The following is a 19,871-nucleotide window of genomic DNA, read 5'->3' as shown; positions in this document are numbered from 1 at the left end:
TGAAAATGCGTATTTTATTCGTTATTTTTTGATTTATGTCAAAAAAATGTGCAATCGTTTGGACAGTTCCCTCCCCCTAGAATGATAATTGGTATTTCCTGAACGTTTTTTCATTATCTTTTAAACGAATTGTCATCGCAATCGTCTATAATAACGTAAAAAGAGTAGAAATGATGAGTTTTTAGGGAGATTCATACGCGAAATAGGGATTTTTCTTATCATATTTCCGATTTTTTTGCGAACTTTGCACCCGAAAGGACAATAGGAAGTATTGGGTATTTATAAATAAGAGTGATAAAAATAAATATATAGAAAGTAATGAAAAAGGTATTTCTTTTGGCTGCCCTCGTGCTCGCATGCACAGCTGGCAGCAACGCAAGCGCTATGAACGAGGCAGCGCTCAATGCCTCAATGTCTGAGATGATGCCGGTTAAGAAAACGACTAAGAAGACAACAAAGAAGACTTCTAAGAAGACTACGACCAAGAAGACTTCTACAAAGAAAACAACTTCTGCAGCATCTAACACTACAGCAGCGACAACAACAACTGCAACAACTGCTGCAACAGCAACCAGCAATGCCGCCGCTTCTACCAGTACAACCAGCAATGCAGGCTCTGCCATAGCTGGTATCTTGGGTGCTGTGATGGGCGGAAGCTCTAACAGCAGCAGCTCTGCAGGTAGCAGCATTATCAATGGTATTCTGAATAATGTAATCGGTTCAGGTACCTTCAGCAAGAAGGATCTCTGTGCCCATACCTGGAAGTACAGCAAGCCAGGATGCGCCTTTACTTCAGAGAATCTCCTGGCACAGGCTGGCGGTGAGATTGCTGCCAACAAGGTAGAGGAGAAGTTGGGTGAGTATTACAGCAAGTTTGGTTTCAGCGGCTCAAATACCTATTTTACCTTCAATACGGATGGCACTTTCGCAGCCAAGATAGATGGCAAGTCATGGCAGGGCAATTATACTTTTGATGAGAAGACTCATGCCATTCAGATGAAGGGCTTGCTCTTGAGTATGTCGGGCTATGCTACGAAGACTACCAACGGCATCAGCCTGCTCTTCGACCAGAAGAAGTTGCTCAACCTCATCAAGACCATGAGTGCCCTCAAGGGTAGTTCTACCCTCAGCGCTATCGGTACTATCGCCAATAATTACGATGGTATGCGTGTAGGTTTCGAGATGACTAAGTAATCCTGAAGGATAGAATCCATAACTGAGCCTTCTGTTGAAGTGGGCTCAGTCAATAGGAATCGCCCTGTAAGAAGTAAAGCATCTTTCAAGCTATGCTTTGCTCTTTACAGGGCGATTTTTCTTGTTTATTTCACGTTCAGTTTCAATGTCTTTACATCCTTGCTGTTGGTTCCTATCATAATCTGGAAGTCGCCAGGTTCTATCACGTGCTTCAGATCTGCATTGTAGAACTTGAGCATATCTGGGGTGATATCAAAACTTACCTCCTTGCTCTCACCTGCTGCCAGATGGATGCGCTGGAAACCTTTCAGTTCCTTTACAGGGCGGGAGATGCTGGCTACCATGTCACGTATGTAGAGCTGCACAATCTCGTCGGCATCGCGGGAGCCATTGTTCTTAACGGTGACGCTAGCTGTAATCTTCTTGCCATCCTGCCATTCGGTAGCCTCCTCATTGCTGATGCCGGCCTCCTGGCTGCTCAGGCGGAAGTCGCTGTACGAAAAGTTGGTATAGCTCAAGCCGTAACCGAAAGGATAGAGCGGACCATTGCTTACATCCAGGCAGTTGCTGGCAAACTTGGCAAACTTCTCATTATCGTCTGCTACAGGGCGACCGGTGTTCTGATGGTTGTAGTAGAGAGGCTCCTGACCGGTGGTCTTAGGCATCGAAGTAGTGAGCTTACCCGATGGCGATTTGTCGCCAAAGATGACATCGCAGAGTGCATCGCCCATCTCTGAACCTCCAAACCATACATTCATGATGGCTGGTACATGGGCTTTCTCCCAAGTAAGAACCATAGGACGGCCTGCAAAGTTGAGGAGCACTACAGGCTTGCCCGTCTTCAGGAGTTCGGCAAGCAGTTCGCGCTGTACGTCCGGCATCTCCAGGTTGGTACGGCTACCGCATTCGCCACTCATCTCGGCACTTTCGCCCATAGCACATACTATTACATCTGCCTCTTTAGCTATCTTCAGCGCTTCAGCCTTCATCTCAGCCTCGTTGCCCCAGTTGATTGGGTTGCCGGATTCGCCGTTTTGCTGCAGCTCCTTATTGCGCCAGATATTGCTTCCCTGGGCATATAATAAGGTGGCTTTTCCGGCAAGGGCATGCTCCATTGCCTCCTTGATGGTGGTATATTTAGATGGTACCTGAGCCACGCTCCATGTACCGGCTATGTTGTTTCGGGTGTCGGCAAGCGGACCTATCAGGGCTATCTTTCCTTCCTTCTTCAGTGGCAGGATATTGCCTTCGTTCTTCAGAAGCACGAAGGTCTCTGCTGCTACATCGCGGGCTGCCTGACGGTTCTCTGCGGTATAAATCTCGCTCTTGCTGCGCTTGGTGTTGCAGTAGCGGTAAGGGTCGCTGAACAGCCCCAGTTTATATTTCGCTTCCAGGATGCGGCGGCAGGCGATATTCACATCCTCCTCGCTCACCTTTCCTTCTGCTATGCTCTTAGCCAGATGCTTTACGAAGGCGTTGGAGCACATGTCCATATCGGTACCCGCCTTCAGCGCCTGTTCTGATGCCTCCTTGATGTCTTTTGCCGTTCCGTGCTGCAGAATCTCGGCGATAGAAGCGTAATCGGTAACCACGAAACCGTTGAATCCCCATTGCTTTCTCAAGACATCGGTCATCATCCATTTGTTGGCTGTAGCAGGTATGTAGTCGATGAGATTGAATGAAGACATCACGCTGCCTACGCCAGCCTTCACCACTGCCTCGTAAGGTGGCAGATACTGGTTCATCATGCGCATGCGGCTCATATCTACCGTGTTATATTCCTTTCCGCTCTCAACGCCTCCGTACAGGGCAAAATGCTTCAGACAGGCCATGATGCGGTTGGCTCTCAGAATCTCTTCTGTGCGCATATCCACGCCCTGGTAGCCCTGAGTCATCGCTGCTCCCATCACGCCGCTCAGATAAGGATCCTCGCCATTTCCTTCGCTTATTCGTCCCCAGCGGGCATCGAGTGCGATGTCTACCATAGGAGAGAATGTCCAGTTGATACCGTCGGCACTGGCTTCCTTGGCCGATACTTCGCCTACCTTCTTCATCGCTTCGGTATCCCATGAGCAGGAGAGGGCGAGAGGGATAGGGAACATCGTCTCGTAACCATGAATTACGTCCATACCTACGAGCAGCGGGATGCCCAGACGGCTGTTCTTGATGGCGATTTCCTGCAGAGCCTTGATCTTGTCGAGCCCTTTGATGTTGAAAACTCCGCCCATGTTGCCCTGGGCGATATCGCTGCCTACCTGAGTATCAAGTGCGCCGCCGGTGGTGATGTCGCCAGCTACCATCAGGTTCAGCTGACCAATCTTTTCCTGTAGCGTCATCTTCGCCATCAGTTGGTCGATATACTCCTTCATGGGTAGAATCTTGCCTTTCTTGGTTGTGGCAGTTACTTTTTTCTTAGGGGCCGCGGTATGGGCGAAAGCAGGTGCTGCCATAGAACCAGCCAAAAGAAACGTGAGTGATAAAAGTGCTGTTCTCATTGTTTATTATGTTAATTGTTATTTTTATGTTTATCTTCTGCAAAGATAATAAAAAAGATGATACGATGCGCGATAGAAATGTTAAATTGTGGATGAAATTTTCTTTTTTTGAAAGAGATGTATCTGATAATGAGATGGATAAGAAAAATGGAGGATATATAAAAAGTGGATGCAGTATAGACAAAAATGCGAAGAAATCTACATTTCTTCTATATCAGATTTTGTCGTTTCCGATTTTTTTATTACTTTTGCACATGAAACCTCATGAAAATGAATCAATCTTAAACGGAATCAAGTTGATGTATCGCGTAAATGAATTATGGGGAAAGGCATTCTTCTTCCTGCTCTTTGTCTTGATGCCTCTTTCTCTTGCAGCAAAAACAACAGATAATATAGAGCAACTTTTTCAGAGTCTGGACAATGCCATTGCCCATTCGGCTGATTATGTGAAGGTACGTGAAGCCCGAATTTGCGATTGGGAGCAGAAACTGAAGACCGCCAGGCGCCTAAGCAGTAAGTATGATGCCTGCTTTGCGCTCTTTGAGGAATACCGCTCCTACAAGAACGACATGGCGCTGAAATACATCAATCAGTGTATGGAACTTGCTATCAGAATGGGCGATAAAAAGAAGGTGGAAAATGCCAAGGCGCTGCTTGCTTTCCAGGAATCGACCACGGGCGATTATGCCGAATCATACGACCTGCTGAAGTCTGTCAATATCGCTGATCTTGATGCTGAGGGCAAACGCAACTACCTCTGGGCTTGCCAGCATCTGTATGGCGAGATGGCATATTATTCCAACGTACCCTCTTTGAAGAAATATTATACCGGCAAGCGTAATGCCTATCAGGCTGCAATAGACAGCACATTCAGCCATGATGATGACCTTTATCTGCAGATGCAGGAGGTGAGGGCACGCGATGCGGGCAATATGAAAGAGGCTTTGCGATTGAGCGATAAGCGGCTGGCGATGACGAAACCGGGCACCCATCAGTATGCCATTGTACAGTTTTATCGCGGCTTGACCTACAATCAGTTTGGTGATAAAGAACAGTTCCTCCGCTGCCTCTTGCGTTCTGCTATCTGCGATGTCCAGTTGGCTGTGATGGACCAGGGGTCTCTCTGGGAAGTTGCCAATCTTCTCAACGCCGACCCGGGCGAGCAGAAGCGCTCTCATGAGTATATCAAGTTTGCCTGGCAGTCGGCTACCATTTTCAATACGCCTAGCCGCAGCCGCCAGATCATGCCTGTGCTCACGCAGATTGAGGAGGGCTATCAGAAAGAACTTTCTTCGAGCAACCAGCATCTGCGGCTCATGGTAGCGTGTTCAGCCTTGCTTCTCTTTGTGGTTATGCTCTTGCTCTACTATGTCAACAAGCAGCGCAAGCGCATTGCTGCGGCCCATCATAAGCTGAAGGAAACCAACCATGCCTTGCAGTTGGCAAATGAGCGTCTTAACGAGATGAACCATTCTCTCAACGAGAGTAACAAGATGAAGGAGGTATATATTGGTCGATTCCTGCGCCTTTGTGCCATCTATGTCGACAAGATAGAGACCATGCGCAAGCGAGTAGTGAAACTGGTGAAGGCTAGAGAACTCAACAAGTTGCTGGAGCAGATGCAGGCTGGCGAGGCCTACATGGGCGAGCTGTATGAGTATTTCGATTCCGCCTTCCTGAAGCTCTTCCCTGACTTTGTTGAGGAGTTCAATGCCCTCTTGAAGCCTGAAGAGCGTATCGTGCTCGAAGATGACAGCCGTCTTTCTACCACCCTCTGTATCTTTGCCCTTATCCGTCTGGGCATCGAGGACAGTTCTAAGATTGCCGAGTTCCTTCACTATTCTGTGAACACTATCTATAATTATCGCGCCAAAATCAAGAATAGTGCCATCTGTGACAGAGAAGAGTTCGAGCAGCGTGTGAAGCAGATTGGCATGAAATAAGCCTTTCTGGGCGTATGGCGCAAACTTGCGAAAATTCAGGAGTAAATGCTGCAGATACCCATGCGCCCTGTTTTAGGGCGTCAAGTGGGTTAATCTTCTGATAATCAGGATGTTGGCATTTTTTTTGAAATCCCCGTTCCTACGCGAGCTTGTCAATGGATGAAAAGCAGGGGAATACAATAAAAGTTTGTTACGGCGTTTCACCGTAACAAACTTTTATGCGTTATATTTATTTCCTCCCTCCGTTCAATTTCTCAGAATCGAATCATTCTTTTTAAAAAAGCTCGAAGGCTTTCTTGAGCTTCAGGTTATCGGCTGCATTACCAACAAGAGCCTCAAACTTTCCGGCTTCAGCCTTCCAGGATGAAGATGCCTCATCGTAGAAACTGAGGGCCTCTTTGCTGATGGTGATGCTGATATCCTTGCTCTCACCTGGCTGGAGATAAACCTTCTGGAATCCCTTCAGCTCCTTCTGAGGGCGGTCTACTGATGACTTGACATCGTGGATGTAGAGCTGAACCGTCTCGGCTCCGGCACGCTTACCTGTATTCTTTACGTTTACGGTAAAGGTGATTGTGCCGTCCTGCTTCATCTGCATCTTGTCGCTGCGGAGATTAGAGATGGCAAACTGGGTGTAGCTCAAGCCGTGACCGAATGCAAAGGTAGGCTTGATGCGCTCCTTATCGGTCCAGCGGTAACCTACATAGATGCCTTCCTTATATTCCTCATCAATGATGTTGCCCTTCGTGCTGGCTCCACCTTCCTGACGCCAGGTTCCCGGATAGGTATTGAGTGCATGAGCACCTGTTTCCTTCAGCGAGTTGACCCATGTAAACGGCAACTTGCCGCTAGGGTTTGCAACGCCTGTAAGGATGCTTGCAAGGGCTTCGCCGCTCTCCGAACCGATGAACCAGCCCTGTACGATGCCGGCAACCTTAGCCTTCCAAGGCATAGCTACCGCATTGCCCGAGATGTTGACATAAACGAAGTTTCTGTTTGCCTTAGCCAAAGCCTCGATCAGCTTATCCTGATGGTATGGCAGCTCATAATGCTTGCGGTCATGACCCTCACAGTCCTGGAAATCGCTCTTGTTCAGACCGCCAAACATGATGACATAGTCGGCAGTCTTGGCTTTCTCTACGGCTTCGGCTATCAGTTCAGCCTCGCTGCGCTTGTCTTCCAGGTTCTGGCCGGTTGTAACGCCATTGTAGTTGCCCGTTACATCGCCCACATATCCGCGGGCATAATCTACCTCGATGCCGTCCTTTCCCAAGCGCGTCTTCAGACCATCGAGAGGCGAAATCTCGCGCTGTACCTTGAGCGAAGAAGAGCCTCCGCCTACGGTCATCATCTTGATGGCATTCTCGCCCACTACCAGTACGCGCTTAGCCTTCTGGGTGTTGATAGGGAGCACATTGTTCCTGTTCTGGAGCAATACGATGCCTTCTTCTGCAATCTGTCTGGCAGCTGCATAATGGCTCTCGGAACAGAGGAAACCATGAGGGCGGTTCGGATTCATCGTGGTGCGATAGAAGAGGCGCAATACGCGGCGCACCTTATCGTCCAGCTCCTTCTGGGTGAACTTGCCTTCCTGTATGGCCTTCATGTAAGGCATGGAGAGATAATAGTTGTCGTAGGCATTGGTAGCGCCCATCGTAAGACCGTCTGTCCAGGTGCCGAACTCCATATCCAGCCCGTTCTTTACAGACTGCTCCAGGTCGTGGGCACCGCCCCAGTCGCTTACCACGACACCATCATACTTCCAGTCGCCCTTCAGAATCTTGTTCAGAGTCCACTGGTTGTGGCAGTTGTGCTCATTCTTATATAGGTTGTAGGCTCCCATGATACCCCATGTCTTACCCTTCTCAACAGCCGCCTTGAAAGCAGGGAGATAGATTTCGTGGAGAGCACGGTCGCTGACGATTACGTTCACCTGATGGCGGTATTCCTCATCGTTGTTCAGGCAATAGTGCTTTACGCAGGCTGATACGCCCTTAGACTGCAATCCCTGTATATACGGCACTACCATGATACTTGCCAGGAACGGATCTTCGCCCATATACTCGAAGTTGCGACCGTTGAGAGGCGTGCGATAGATATTGACGCCAGGACCCAGGATCATGTCCTTGCCGCGATACAGGGCTTCTTCGCCCAATGCTTCGCCATAGATGCGGCTCATCTGCGGATTCCATGATGCGGCAAGACAGGTGAGAGCAGGAAAAGCTACACAGGAGTCGTTGGTCTGACCAGCCTGTTCCCATTCATCCCACAATACGTCAGGACGCACACCGTGAGGTCCGTCATCCGTCCAGAAGTCAGGAAATCCCAAGCGTGGTACACCGGCTGATGAAAACTTGCTCTGAGCATGGATGATGCGTATCTTCTCTGCCAGCGTCATGCGGGAGATGGCATCATCGATGCGCTGCTCTACCGGCTTGGTCTGGTTGAGATAGACAGGCAATTGTCTGGTAGTCTGCTGTGCCTGAGACGGAGCGATGGCTGCCACAGACACGACACATGATAAAATGAACTGTTTCATAAGTTAATGAATATTTATTATGGTTTGTTTATTTCTTGCAGTTGTTTGTTATGCACACCGCCTCTCACGTTTTTTTGTGCGTTTAGGCGTATATGCTCATTCATCTGCAAAATTACTAAATAAATAATGAAAAAATGATGTGTGATAAGTGAAAAGTGGATGGATGTAAAAATGAAACTTTTGTAAGTTGTTGATAATGAGAAGTATAATGGATAATGTACGTTATTGAAAAGTGGCAGAGTGTGAACACTGAAATATACTGATATAACGTTTCAGGGGTGTTCTAGCCTCATTTTCTCCATTTTATCCCATCCACTTTCGTATAGTTATTAAAAATAGATAAGTATCTGAAAACTAACGGTATAAGTTACTTGAAGCAAGTATTTTTCCCACTTATCTGTTGAAGGGGCTAGGAATTATCAAAAAAACATATTATATTTGCAATCGGAAACACGGCTTAACGCATTTTAGGAAATGCACAGCCGCACAGTCTTATACATTATTATAATAGAGTGAACTAACAAACAGATATTTTTCTAAACTAATAATCGAATATGAAAACAAAAAGTCTATTGCTGGCGACTGCATTATTGATGTCGACGTCAGCGCTCGCACAGAAAAACACCTTCAAGGGTGTCGTGTTGGATGACCTGGGTGAACCCGTTATCGGAGCCACCGTACAGGTTAAAGGCGTCAAGGGTACCGGTGCAATTACCGACCTTGATGGTAACTTTGTCATTGATGCAGATGCTAACCAGACCTTGGTTATCACCTACATTGGCTACAAGGATGCTGAGATCCGTCCTTCAGCCAACATGAAGATTACTCTGAAACAAGACGACAAAGCTTTGGACGAAGTGGTTGTTGTAGGTTACGGTGTTCAGAAGAAGAGCGTGGTAACTGCTGCTATCGCTAAAGTGAGCACCGAAGATTTGGCTGGCAAGAGCCCAGTGCGTGTTGATAACGCATTGAAGGGTCTGGCTGCCGGTGTCAACGTAACCTCTTCTTCAGGTCAGCCTGGTGCATCTCCTAAGGTTCGTATTCGTGGTACAGGTACTATCAGCAATTCAGATCCTCTCTACATCGTAGACGGCATGCCTATCGAGGGTGGTCTCGACTATCTCAACCCTAGTGATATCGAGAGTATCGAGGTGTTGAAGGATGCTGCTTCGGGTGCTATCTATGGTGCCCGTGCTGCCAACGGTGTAATTCTCGTAACCACCAAGAAGGGTAAGATGGGCAAGGCACAGATCAGCTACAATTTCTCTTACGGCTGGCAGAGCGCATGGAAGAAGCGTGATGTAACAAGCGCCACTGACTACGCCATCCTTCAGAACGAGCGTGCAGTGAATGGTGGTCAGGCTCCTATCTATGCTGATCCATACAAACTGACTGACTCTAATGGCAATCCTATCAATGGATTTGGTACTGATTGGCAGGACTTGGTATTCAATGACAATGCCCCTGTACAGAACCATGAGGTAAGCATCAGTGGTGCATCCGATAAGATCAACTACTACCTCTCCATGGGCTACTACAAGCAGGAAGGTATCGTAGGTGGTAACTACGGACAGAGCAACTATGAGCGTCTCTCTATGCGTAGCAACAACATTTATAATGTATTGGATGCCAGCAAGGATCGCAACTTCCTCAACAAGCTCGATGTAACCGTCAACATGGCTTACACCCGTGTAAAGAGTACAGGTATCGATGCTAATAGTAATGGCTCTGTATTGGGTAGTGCCCTCTATCTTGCTCCAACATTGGCTCCTACGGTAACCAATAGCAATGTGGCGAAGAAGTATTATAATACCTACGAGGATCCTAATACATACGATGCAGATGGTAATATTACAGGTACTCGTGATACTTACGAGCTTCTTCGTGATGCCAATGGCAACTATTATACCATCCCAGGTATGGGAGGTACCTATCAGGAGATGAACAACCCTCTTGCCATGATGGCGCGCCCAGCAGCTAAGAACTGGTCACATAAGTTTGTGCCTAAGTTCTCTATCGACCTCCAGCTCTGGGATAACTTGAAGTATCATTTCACTTATAGTGCAGACCTCAGCTTCTGGGGTTCAGATAGCTACACCGCATCCAAGTATTACCTCTCTGGTAACGTCAAGGCTGAGCATACCCAGGCTTACAAGAGTTCTGACAAGGGTATCAACTGGCAGGTGGAGAATACTTTGACATATGATAAGACTATTGGCAAGCATAGTTTTGCTGTTGTCTTAGGTCAGAGTGCAATGAAGAATAAGAGTGATTATCTGAACGGCAGCCGTTGGAATCTTGTGAATGTAAACAAGCCTTCTATCGACTATGCTACTGGTAAATATAGCCAGACCATCGTGAAGGATGCTGAAGGTAACATCATCTCTGTAGGTGCTCCAACCATTGAGCATGCTGTATCAGGTGGCAATAATGTAGTGCATGCTATATCTTCTCTCTTCGGTCGATTGAGCTATAACTATGATGAGAAGTACATGCTTCAGGCTACAATCCGCCGAGATGGTTCAAGCCGTTTCGGACCATCTCATAAATATGGTACCTTCCCATCTGCCTCTATCGGATGGAATATTATGAACGAGAAATTCATGGAAAGTACTCGCGATTGGTTGAGCAACTTGAAGTTCCGTGCCAGCTGGGGTAAGAATGGTAATGATAACATCGGTGACTTCCGTTATACCGTATTGACCGCTATGGGCAACAACGTGCTCTTCGGAAAGAATGCAGTCAAGTTTAATGGTTCTAAGGCGAATGCCACAGCCAATGAAGACTTGAAGTGGGAGGAGAGTGAGCAGACTGATATCGGTTTCGACTTCGGTTTCTTCGGCAGTGCGCTGACATTCTCAGCTGACTATTATGTAAAGAAGACCAACGGTATGTTGATTACTATGCCTATCCCAAGCTACGTAGGTGAGACCAAGCCAATCGGTAACGTGGGTGACATGAAGAACTCAGGTCTTGAGTTTGAGCTCGGCTATAAGTGGCACATCTCTGATGCTCGCTTCAATGCCAAGGCTAATGTTACCTATCTGCACAATGAGTTGACCAACCTCGGTAATGATACAGGTTACATCGACCTCGATGGCTTCCTGGGTATCTCTGGTGGTGGCACTCGTGGATCTAACGGTCAGCCTTTCCCATACTTCTATGGTTATAAGACAGCTGGTGTGTTCCAGAATATGGCAGAGGTTCAGGCTTACGTCAACAAGGATGGCAATATGATTATGCCAGATGCCAAGCCAGGTGATGTACGTTTCGTAGATGTTAATGGCGATGGTGAGATTTCTCCAGACGACCGCACCAATATTGGTAATGGTACACCAAAGTGGACCTTCGGTTTCAACTTCAATGCAGAGTGGAAGGGCTTCGACCTCAACCTCTTCTTGCAGGGCGTAACGGGTAATAAGGTATTTGATGCAACCTATCGTACAGATGTGTTCTCTGGCAACTTCCCTACTTGGATGCTCGATCGATGGACTGGCGAGGGTACCTCCAATAAGTATCCTATTCTGAAGAATGGCGATGCTACCAACTGGCAGGTTTCAGACCTCTATCTTTGCGATGGCTCTTACTTGAGATTGAAGAATATCTCTTTGGGTTACACCTTGCCAAAGCAGCTTACACAGAAGTTGTCTATCAGTCACTTGCGTTTCTACGTGATGGCAGAGAACCTGATTACCTGGACCAAGTATTGGGGCTTTGACCCTGAAATCTCATCAGGTGGAACTTCTCTCGGTGTAGACTATGGTGTATATCCACAGGCTCGCACCTACACCATCGGCGTAAACCTTTCATTCTAAAATAAGAACCTTTAAAATAAAGACTATTATGAAGACAATAAAATATATAGCTTTAGGAGTGTTGGCAACCAGTATGACACTGGCAAACACATCTTGCAGCGACAGCTTCCTAGAGGTGGAGAACCCATCAGGTGAAAACCTCGAAGAATATTATACCACAGATGCCCATATCAATGAGGCTCTGAATGCGGCTTACGATCCTATCCACTGGCCAGACTGGGGATTGGGACAGTATAATGCTCTCAATATCGATGCCGAGATAATGGGCGATAACTTCTGGGTAGGCGGTTCTAACAAAACCGATCAACAGCACTGGCACATGCTTGCCAACTATGAGGCAAATGCCAGCAATACCCTTAGCTCACTTTGGACAGTGGACTACTCAGGCATCAAGCGTTGTAATGACCTCTTGAAGTATTTGGGCTGGGCAGAGGCAAACTTGAACGAGAAAAACAGGGCATCTTATGAGATGCAGGGTAGAGCCCTCCGTGTATATTTCTACAATAACTTGTGGCACTACTTCGGCAATATTCCTTTCTATCTGGAGAACTTGTCTGCTCCTTACACAGCCCCACAGCTCAAGGCTGATGAAGTATATGACAAATTGATAGTAGAGCTTGAGGCTGTAATTGACTCCAAGGTCCTGCCAATGCGTTGGGACGATGCCAACTGTGGAAGAATGTCGCAGGCCATGTGCTATATGATGTATGCCGAGATGGTGATGTATCAGAATGACAAGACTCGCTATCCTAAGGCTCTCCAGTATATGCAGGAGCTCATCGCCGACAAGAGTGACTATGATATAGTAGACGATTACGCCTCTATTTGGAAAGAAAGCGGCGAATGGTGCAAGGAGAGCATCTGGGAAGTAAACTATGAGGATGGTAACAACGAGCGTGGTTGGGATTCACCATTGGCTATTGGTGGTACAATATTGCCTACCTTGATTTCTCCAAACTCTTGGCCTGGTGGCGATGGTTGGAACCAAGGCGGTGACGGTTGGGGATTCCTACCTGTTCGTACCGAAACCTATGCTCTGTTTGCTGACAACGACAAGCGCCGTGATGCTACTGTATGGGACTGTCGTGGCGTGAAATATACCAAACGTTATGAGGATACTGGTCTTTGGCTGGCCAAGTATCGTCCGTTCACAGAGAACAATGCTGACGCAGGTTTCGATAATAACCTTAACTATAATAACAATCTCCGTGTATATCGCTTGGCTGAGGCTTACCTCAATGCTGCAGAGCTTTTGTTGGAGACAGGTGGCGATGCTAATCAGGCTAAGGATTATGTGAATAAGATTCGCAACCGTGCAGGAATCGCAGAGCTTGGAGCCGTAACTCTGGATGATGTTATCAATGAGCGCCGCTTGGAGTTTGTAGGTGAGGGTAAGCGTTACTTCGACTTGGTTCGTACAGGCAAGGCTGCCAGCGTATTGGTGCCAGACAGCTACGGCTATCGCACCAACTCCTGGACAGAATCCAAGAAGTATGTTCCTATCGCTCAGGCAGAGCTTGACTCTGATCCTGCTTTGGTTCAGAATAATTATTAAAACTTATTAAGGTAGAGGAACAATAGTTTCCTCTACCCCCTAATAAAATATTAACTTTAAGATTTCAGCAATATGAAAAAGATATTTCGAAATATGGCTTATGCTCTTCTGGGTGGATTGATGCTCAGCGCATGTTCTGCAGAGGAGTTCTCTGGTGCCAACGGTGAGTTGCCTAATGTAGCCGACTTTGCCGACAACTTCAAGATTGATGTAGACCAAGAGACCAACACAGCCAACTTTTCTTTTGGTGGTGCAGAGGGAGTAAGCCCGGTATGGGTGATAGATGGTGCCTATTCTTCTGCTTTCAACCTCTCTAAGTATTATCGCAAGAAGGGTACTTACGATGTGGAGTGCTTTGTGAAGAACCGTAATGGTATTAGCAAGGAGAGCGTCAAGAAGCATTTCACGGTGGAGAAAACCAAGATGAATGGCTTCGCAGGTTTCGTAGAGGACAGCGAGTTTAATCTCTTCAAGAGAATTACCTTCCCTGAAAAACCTTCTGCTGGCTATTATGCTCCAGGATGGACCCAAATTGCTGACCCGGTTTGTAGCTACAGCAAGGGATGCTATACATTGAAGCTCCCTAAGGCAACTACCGAACGTTGGCAAGCTCAGGTTCCTTTCAAAAACCTAGGTATCTCTACTAGCGCAGATAAGCATTATGACTTCTCTTGCATCATTACATCTGCCAAGGGACATAATGCCGTTAAAGTGAAACTTTGTGATTCTGGAGAAGGTGGTGACAATAACATCCTTTTCGATTCCAAGGATGCAAATACAAAATTGGAAGCAGGTGAGCCTAAGTGTATTTATGGTTCAGACCTCGAAGGCAAGGACATCAATAATTTGAAGATTGTATTCGACTTTGGTGGTAATGCTGCTGATGACGAAATCATGATAGAGAGCCTGGTACTGAAAGATCATGCCAACGATGATGGTACTGTGGTTCCTGTAGAATTGAAGGTGCCATTTGACTACAATACAGCGGGTAACCTTTGGAAGGATATTGATGCCAACAAGTCATTTACTGAGGAAACTTGGTATGGTGATGCTTCTTGGGCACAGATTGATGTAACTCCTGTTATCAAGCATGAGGGAAGCAAGCACATCATTATCGTGCCTTGTGAAACTCCTGCTGAGCTATGGCACGCACAGTGGAAAATGCTTGGTATTCCTGTATCTGCCAAAGCTGATAGCAAGATTGATTTCTCTTGCAAGGTTACCACTTCTGCTCCATTGCCAATGATGACATTGAAGCTTTGTGATGACGCTAATGATGGAAACCTCTTCTTCCAGGAGTCTACTGATGTTAAAGGCGAATACGTCTTCCGTTATGAGAACCAACCAAACAGTACGAAAGAAGCTGATGGCGGTCCTCAGGATATGAGCAAGATGAAACTCGTCATCGACCTTGCTGGTGCTCCTAAGGATGCCGAGGTAACCATCAGCGACATTGTTTTGATTGTGAAATAGGCTTTAGGTTTTATAGGTTTATATAGAATTATACAGGAGCTGCTCCTATAAATAAGTAAGTAGGAGTGGCTCCCTTTCTAAATTTTAAATGACATGAAATTCTTGAAAATATTTTCCTTCCTTCTCTCGCTTATGCTGCTTTCTTGCAGCAGCAGCTCTTCTGACGGCGATGGAGAGGTGACGATATCCTGCTCTCCTACGAGCATTGATGTTCCGGCTAAGGGCGGTACTTATAAAATCATGGTTGTGGCTTCTGAAGGAGGCTGGAAAGCGAGAGCATCCTTCCCTGGAGAAGGTCCTACGGCAAATGTATACCCTTGGTTTAAAGTGAGTGCCAGCGGTAATAACAAAGCTATGGGTATGGTAACTGTAGATGTGGAAGAGAATAAATCGTCTGTAGCTCTTGACGGAAGTGTCGAGATTTCATTAGAGGATAAGAAGGTATCGGTGTCTGTGCATCAGGCAGGAAAACAGGTTACTCCTATTGAAGGTGGCGAAATGGTGATTCCTGAGGGTTACAAACTGGTATGGAATGATGAATTTAATAAAGGCTCTGAATTGAATAGTACCGATTGGCGTCATGAGGTGCAGAAGTCGGGCTGGGTAAATAATGAATTTCAGAATTATGTGAATGGCTCTGCTGATGGCAAACGCGTAACAGAAATTGCTGATAACCGGCTTTACATCAACTGTTTCAAGGGCAGTAACGGCAAAATTTATTCGGGTCGCGTATATGCTCACGAAACCCAGGGCTGGCTTTACGGCATCTTCGAAGCGCGCATCAAATTGCCTAAAGGTAAGGGCACATGGCCTGCTTTCTGGATGATGCCTTGCAACAATGATTTCGGAGCAAATCCTTGGCCTAAATGTGGCGAGATTGATATTATGGAAGAGGTAGGCGTTAATCCTAACTATACTTCTTCTTCGCTCCATACTGAGAAGTTTAATCACGTGATGGGAACCCAGATTACCAAGGAGTGTCTGACTGCGGGTGCTGAAGACGGTTTCCACGTTTATCGCCTGGAGTGGACTCCTGATTATATCAAGACCTATGTGGATGGTAAGGAACTGCTCAATTTCAACAATGACGGTAAAAATGATGTGGGTTCATGGCCTTTCAATAAACCATTCTATGTCATCCTCAACCTGGCTTGGGGCGGTGATTGGGGCGGCATGAAGGGTGTTGACGAAAGCGCCCTCCCTGTTCAGATGGAAGTGGATTACGTGAGAGTATTCCAGAAAAAATAAGGCTTGATTTTTTTAACTATATAAATAATAAGGTCTTAGGAGAAGTCTTACCTGCACTTACTCCTAAGACTTTTTCTTTTGTTCCAATTTCGCTCTTTTTATTGTCTTTTTCTGCTTTTCTTGCTTACAATTTGCTCATTTCGAATAAAAGTTATAATTTTGCAGCATAATTTCAAAAATCAGGAAAATAGAATGAAACAGAATAATAGTAATTTATTATATCATCTTGTGGCTTTTGTCACCGTAGCCATCTGGGGAACCACCTTTGTATCTACCAAGGTGCTTATGCTGAACGGACTTTCACCAGCACAGATCTTTACGCTCCGTTTCAGTATCGCATACATGATGATGCTGATGGTGAATCATAAGCGGATGTTTGCTGATAGCTGGAAGGATGAGTTTAAAATGGCGATGCTGGGCATTACGGGCGGTTCACTCTATTTCCTGAGCGAGAACGAGGCGATGAATTATACCACAACAACCAATACTTCGCTCATCGTATGCTCCTGTCCGCTCTTTGCTACCTTGCTGGTTCGTCTGGTTTATCGCCATTCTTCGCGCATCAACATGATACAGCTGCTGGGCTCTCTGCTTGCTTTTGTAGGTATGATTATCGTGGTGCTGAATGGCAGATTCGTGCTGCATCTGTCGCCTGTAGGCGATGCCTTGGCGTTTACGGCATGTATGAGCTGGGCTGTCTATTCGCTCCTGATGAAATCGGTATCGGGCGATTATGGCGCAGCTTTTATTACCCGCAAGGTCTTCTTCTACGGTGTGCTTACCATCTTGCCTTATTATCTTATTATCCCTGGTTGGCCGGCATGGGATGTGTTTATGAAGCCTCAGGTGGTGGGTAATCTCTTGTTCCTGGGCTGTTTGGCATCCATGATATGTTTCCTTACCTGGAACTGGTGTATCTCTAAGTTGGGTGCCGTGAAAGCTACCAACTGGGTTTATTTCAATCCTATCACCACAATGATTTTCGCCTCTCTGGTATTAAACGAAAAGATTACTCCTTACTTCCTTGCAGGTGCCTGCTGCATTCTGGCAGGTATGTATATTGCGGATAGAATGACGAAGGCGGAATAAAAAATGACGAAGGAGGGATAAAAAGAGGGTGTGTCATAAGTCACATCCCATACGCCCTGAAAGTTCAGTTATATAATATTTATTTAGGTTTTTATTAGGCGTTCCGCCGGATTTACTGTCCGGCGGAGCGTTTTGGAGATTTCTTATTCCTCGATGACTGAAATCTGCATAGAAACATCCTCTTTTGGGCGATCGCCACGCAATGTTTCGCAGTTCTGAATCTTCTCTACGATGTCAAGTCCTTCCTCCACTTCACCGAAAACGGTGTATTGGTTATCGAGGAAAGGTGTTCCGCCTACTTCAGTGTAAGCCTTCTGCTGCTCCTCGGTAAACTTAGGATAGCCCTGCTCCTTGCAGCGCTTCTTGGTTTCATCCACCAGCTCATCCTGGAGTTTCATCAGACCTTCACGGTCGCGGTTGCGGCGGAAGTTCATAATTTCATCATGATGCTCCTTGGCAAGCTGGTTGAAGATGTTCTGCTCCATCTGCATGCCCATCTGCTTCTCCATCTGTTTCAGTTCATTCTGCTTATAGGTCTTTCCCCATACAATATAGAACTGGCTACCGCTGCTCTCTCGTTCTGGGTTTACCTCATCTCCCAAACGGGCTGCGCTCAAGGCACCACGCTTGTGGAAAAGTTGTGGATAAACGAACTCGGCAGGGATGGTATAGTCAGGACCACCTGTGCCCAGCATCTTGCCTTTAGGAGCGCCTTTGCTGTCTGGATCGCCGCCTTGAATCATAAAATCCTTGATGACACGATGGAAGAGAGTGCCATCGAAATATCCCTCCTTTGCCAACTTCAAGAAGTTGTCACGATGCTGAGGTGTCTCGTCGTAGAGGCGCACCTTGATGTCGCCCTCTGATGTCTTTATCAATACTTTTGCCATAATCGTTTAATTAAATGTTGAATGTTGAGTGTTGAATGTTGAGTGATGAATGTTGAGTGTTGAGTTATATCTTGCTTTTGGCTAGCATAGCCCATTGTGCAATTCAACATTCAACATTTAACAATCAACATTCAAAATTATTTATAATACTCATTCCACTCCTTCATAGCCTCCTGCCAGTCGGTCTGTTCACCGCTGGCTACGGCTTCCTTCTGTCTCTCTGCCTCATCGCGAGCCTTATCTCGGGCACGTTTTGCCTTCATTGCTTCAATGGTGGCATCGTCGAGAATCTGAATGGCGCCACGCTTGATGGCTGCCTGCAACTCCTCTTCTCCGAAAGCCTTGCCAGGCTCATTGAAGTCAGAGATATTGAATTCATAATCCACACGAAGGTCGTGGCGTATCATTTTCTGTTGTAAACGGTTGCCTGCGTTTTTGAGTCGCAGCAACTTGCCGATTTCCTTGATTTCTCCTGCTGAGTATTTGTTTCTTCCCATTAATATGATTTGATATTATTATTTTTGCGTGCAAAATTAAGCATAATCCTCGATAAAACCAAGAAAAGTTTCAAGGAATTCACAAAAGAGTCCCTTTATCCCTTTACTTTCTTGCCCTTTTTACTTTTTTACCTTTTTACCCTTTTACTTTAAATCACTTCCATGCCTTCTTCTGGTTCAGCTCTATCAGACGGTCGAATTCAAAGTCGGCTTTGATTTTATCCAATATCCTCTTTACGATGATATTCATCACGCTTCCTTTGCTGTAGTTGGCAGAGCACATGAAGTTTACCCGTCCCTCCTTGACAAGCTGGCAGGCAGTCTTCTGTTTATCCTCGTTATCATATACCGCAATCGAGTGGCCGCCATGTTCCTTTACCATCTTCATGCAAGGCACATCGGTTTCTCCATCTCCGAAGTATATCATTCGGGGGAAAGGGATAGGGCGCTTTTCGTCGGGGATATACTGGTTCACTCTTCTGTTGTCGCTCACCTGTTTGATACCCTTGTTGATTTTGAAGAGGAATTGCGTCTTGGTAGTATAGTCTACGGCTACGGCTGGCCAATAGGCGATTCCCTCCTTGTTGTAGAGAAAGGAGCAGGCGTAGATATTCTCAAATTCGTGGGCGATAGGTGTGCCCTCTATCATTTCCTTCAGTCCCGAGGAGTTGATGTAGTGCTTTACGTCCAGTCCGATACTGTTGCCATATTCATTCACGAACGAAAACCATTGTTTTACGCCGCGGAACAGTTCTACATCCTTGCCGAATTTCTGAAAAGATTCCCGGGTGAGCGAGATATTGTTCTTCTTGGCTTCGTCGAGCATCAGATACATATAGGTCAAAATGCCGTTGGCATCCTTACCCTCTGCAAACTTTCTGTTTTTCTCCCAGAACTCGTCTTTTGTCTTGCCTGTAGCCTGTATGAATCCAAACTCCTGCATATTGCCAGGCGACAGTGTGCCGTCGAAATCATAAACCAGCGCTACCTGTGGTCTCTTCTTTGCCATATCTCGTTCTCCTTTCTGTTATATTTACCCTAAACTGTCTATCTCTTTCGGGGATGTTTTTCCCCCTTAATTTGCAAATATATATAATTTTCAGTGAATTAGCAAACTATTGGGATATAAAAAA

12 protein-coding genes are annotated in these 19,871 nt (G+C 46.3%); 7 read left to right on the top strand and 5 right to left on the bottom strand.

The genetic code is table 11. From position 1 onward, the window contains the following. Positions 1-318: 318 nt before the first annotated feature. Positions 319-1,194, top strand: coding sequence for a DUF4923 family protein (locus ONT19_RS10215; protein ID WP_264952525.1), 876 nt, complete (start codon positions 319-321; stop codon positions 1,192-1,194). Between the two features lie 125 nt (positions 1,195-1,319). On the opposite strand, the gene bglX is transcribed toward ONT19_RS10215, so the two are convergent. Further along, positions 1,320-3,689, bottom strand: coding sequence for a beta-glucosidase BglX (gene bglX, locus ONT19_RS10210; protein WP_117727499.1), 2,370 nt, complete (start codon positions 3,687-3,689; stop codon positions 1,320-1,322). A 254-nt stretch (positions 3,690-3,943) separates the two neighbouring features. Here bglX and ONT19_RS10205 point away from each other — a divergent pair, with 254 nt between their 5' ends. Next, on the top strand, positions 3,944-5,632 hold the full coding sequence (locus ONT19_RS10205) for a DUF6377 domain-containing protein (protein WP_264952526.1): 1,689 nt from the start codon (positions 3,944-3,946) through the stop codon (positions 5,630-5,632). Between the two features lie 274 nt (positions 5,633-5,906). Here the strand turns inward: ONT19_RS10205 and ONT19_RS10200 are convergent, their stop codons facing one another. Beyond that, entirely contained in the window at positions 5,907-8,171 is a 2,265-nt protein-coding gene (locus tag ONT19_RS10200; protein ID WP_264952527.1) for a glycoside hydrolase family 3 C-terminal domain-containing protein, read from the bottom strand. A 554-nt stretch (positions 8,172-8,725) separates the two neighbouring features. Between ONT19_RS10200 and ONT19_RS10195 the strand changes: the two genes are divergently transcribed. From ONT19_RS10195 to ONT19_RS10175, 5 genes are all read left to right on the top strand, one after another. Further along, entirely contained in the window at positions 8,726-11,986 is a 3,261-nt protein-coding gene (locus ONT19_RS10195) for a SusC/RagA family TonB-linked outer membrane protein (protein WP_264952528.1), read from the top strand. Positions 11,987-12,014: 28 nt separating this feature from the next. Continuing rightward, complete coding sequence (locus tag ONT19_RS10190) at positions 12,015-13,541, top strand: RagB/SusD family nutrient uptake outer membrane protein (RefSeq protein WP_118190271.1); 1,527 nt, start codon at positions 12,015-12,017, stop codon at positions 13,539-13,541. Between the two features lie 72 nt (positions 13,542-13,613). Beyond that, positions 13,614-15,014, top strand: coding sequence for a hypothetical protein (locus ONT19_RS10185; protein WP_200756222.1), 1,401 nt, complete (start codon positions 13,614-13,616; stop codon positions 15,012-15,014). Between the two features lie 93 nt (positions 15,015-15,107). After that, a complete protein-coding gene (locus ONT19_RS10180; RefSeq protein WP_264952529.1) occupies positions 15,108-16,262 on the top strand; it encodes a family 16 glycosylhydrolase in 1,155 nt (384 codons plus the stop codon). 192 nt (positions 16,263-16,454) lie between these two features. Continuing rightward, positions 16,455-17,351, top strand: coding sequence for a DMT family transporter (locus ONT19_RS10175; RefSeq protein WP_264952530.1), 897 nt, complete (start codon positions 16,455-16,457; stop codon positions 17,349-17,351). Positions 17,352-17,494: 143 nt separating this feature from the next. Here ONT19_RS10175 and ONT19_RS10170 read toward each other — a convergent pair whose 3' ends face one another. The 3 genes from ONT19_RS10170 to ONT19_RS10160 all read right to left on the bottom strand — a co-directional run bounded on the left by ONT19_RS10170 (position 17,495) and on the right by ONT19_RS10160 (position 19,747). Then, positions 17,495-18,241, bottom strand: a complete 747-nt coding sequence (locus tag ONT19_RS10170; RefSeq protein ID WP_022120299.1) for a peptidylprolyl isomerase — start codon at positions 18,239-18,241, stop codon at positions 17,495-17,497. 137 nt (positions 18,242-18,378) lie between these two features. Beyond that, positions 18,379-18,738 carry a hypothetical protein gene (locus tag ONT19_RS10165; RefSeq protein ID WP_118190275.1) on the bottom strand — a complete coding sequence of 120 codons (360 nt, stop codon included), beginning with the start codon at positions 18,736-18,738 and terminating at the stop codon, positions 18,379-18,381. Positions 18,739-18,892: 154 nt separating this feature from the next. Further along, positions 18,893-19,747 (bottom strand): HAD family hydrolase, encoded by an 855-nt coding sequence (locus ONT19_RS10160; RefSeq protein WP_264952531.1) that lies wholly within the window; start codon positions 19,745-19,747, stop codon positions 18,893-18,895. Positions 19,748-19,871: the final 124 nt, after the last annotated feature.

The organism is Segatella copri (genome assembly GCF_026015625.1).
GTDB lineage: Bacteria > Bacteroidota > Bacteroidia > Bacteroidales > Bacteroidaceae > Prevotella > Prevotella copri_H.
The sequence above is the reverse complement of the archived record's forward strand: the minus strand, read 5'-3'. Positions and strand labels throughout refer to the sequence as shown.

What these genes read in the sequence shown, in the direction of transcription:
- ONT19_RS10215 (WP_264952525.1), top strand. Translation starts at nt 319, where the DNA reads ATGAAAAAGGTATTTCTTTTGGCTGCCCTCGTGCTCGCATGCACAGCT.
- bglX (WP_117727499.1), bottom strand. Translation starts at nt 3,689, where the DNA reads ATGAGAACAGCACTTTTATCACTCACGTTTCTTTTGGCTGGTTCTATG.
- ONT19_RS10205 (WP_264952526.1), top strand. Translation starts at nt 3,944, where the DNA reads ATGAAACCTCATGAAAATGAATCAATCTTAAACGGAATCAAGTTGATG.
- ONT19_RS10200 (WP_264952527.1), bottom strand. Translation starts at nt 8,171, where the DNA reads ATGAAACAGTTCATTTTATCATGTGTCGTGTCTGTGGCAGCCATCGCT.
- ONT19_RS10195 (WP_264952528.1), top strand. Translation starts at nt 8,726, where the DNA reads ATGAAAACAAAAAGTCTATTGCTGGCGACTGCATTATTGATGTCGACG.
- ONT19_RS10190 (WP_118190271.1), top strand. Translation starts at nt 12,015, where the DNA reads ATGAAGACAATAAAATATATAGCTTTAGGAGTGTTGGCAACCAGTATG.
- ONT19_RS10185 (WP_200756222.1), top strand. Translation starts at nt 13,614, where the DNA reads ATGAAAAAGATATTTCGAAATATGGCTTATGCTCTTCTGGGTGGATTG.
- ONT19_RS10180 (WP_264952529.1), top strand. Translation starts at nt 15,108, where the DNA reads ATGAAATTCTTGAAAATATTTTCCTTCCTTCTCTCGCTTATGCTGCTT.
- ONT19_RS10175 (WP_264952530.1), top strand. Translation starts at nt 16,455, where the DNA reads ATGAAACAGAATAATAGTAATTTATTATATCATCTTGTGGCTTTTGTC.
- ONT19_RS10170 (WP_022120299.1), bottom strand. Translation starts at nt 18,241, where the DNA reads ATGGCAAAAGTATTGATAAAGACATCAGAGGGCGACATCAAGGTGCGC.
- ONT19_RS10165 (WP_118190275.1), bottom strand. Translation starts at nt 18,738, where the DNA reads ATGGGAAGAAACAAATACTCAGCAGGAGAAATCAAGGAAATCGGCAAG.
- ONT19_RS10160 (WP_264952531.1), bottom strand. Translation starts at nt 19,747, where the DNA reads ATGGCAAAGAAGAGACCACAGGTAGCGCTGGTTTATGATTTCGACGGC.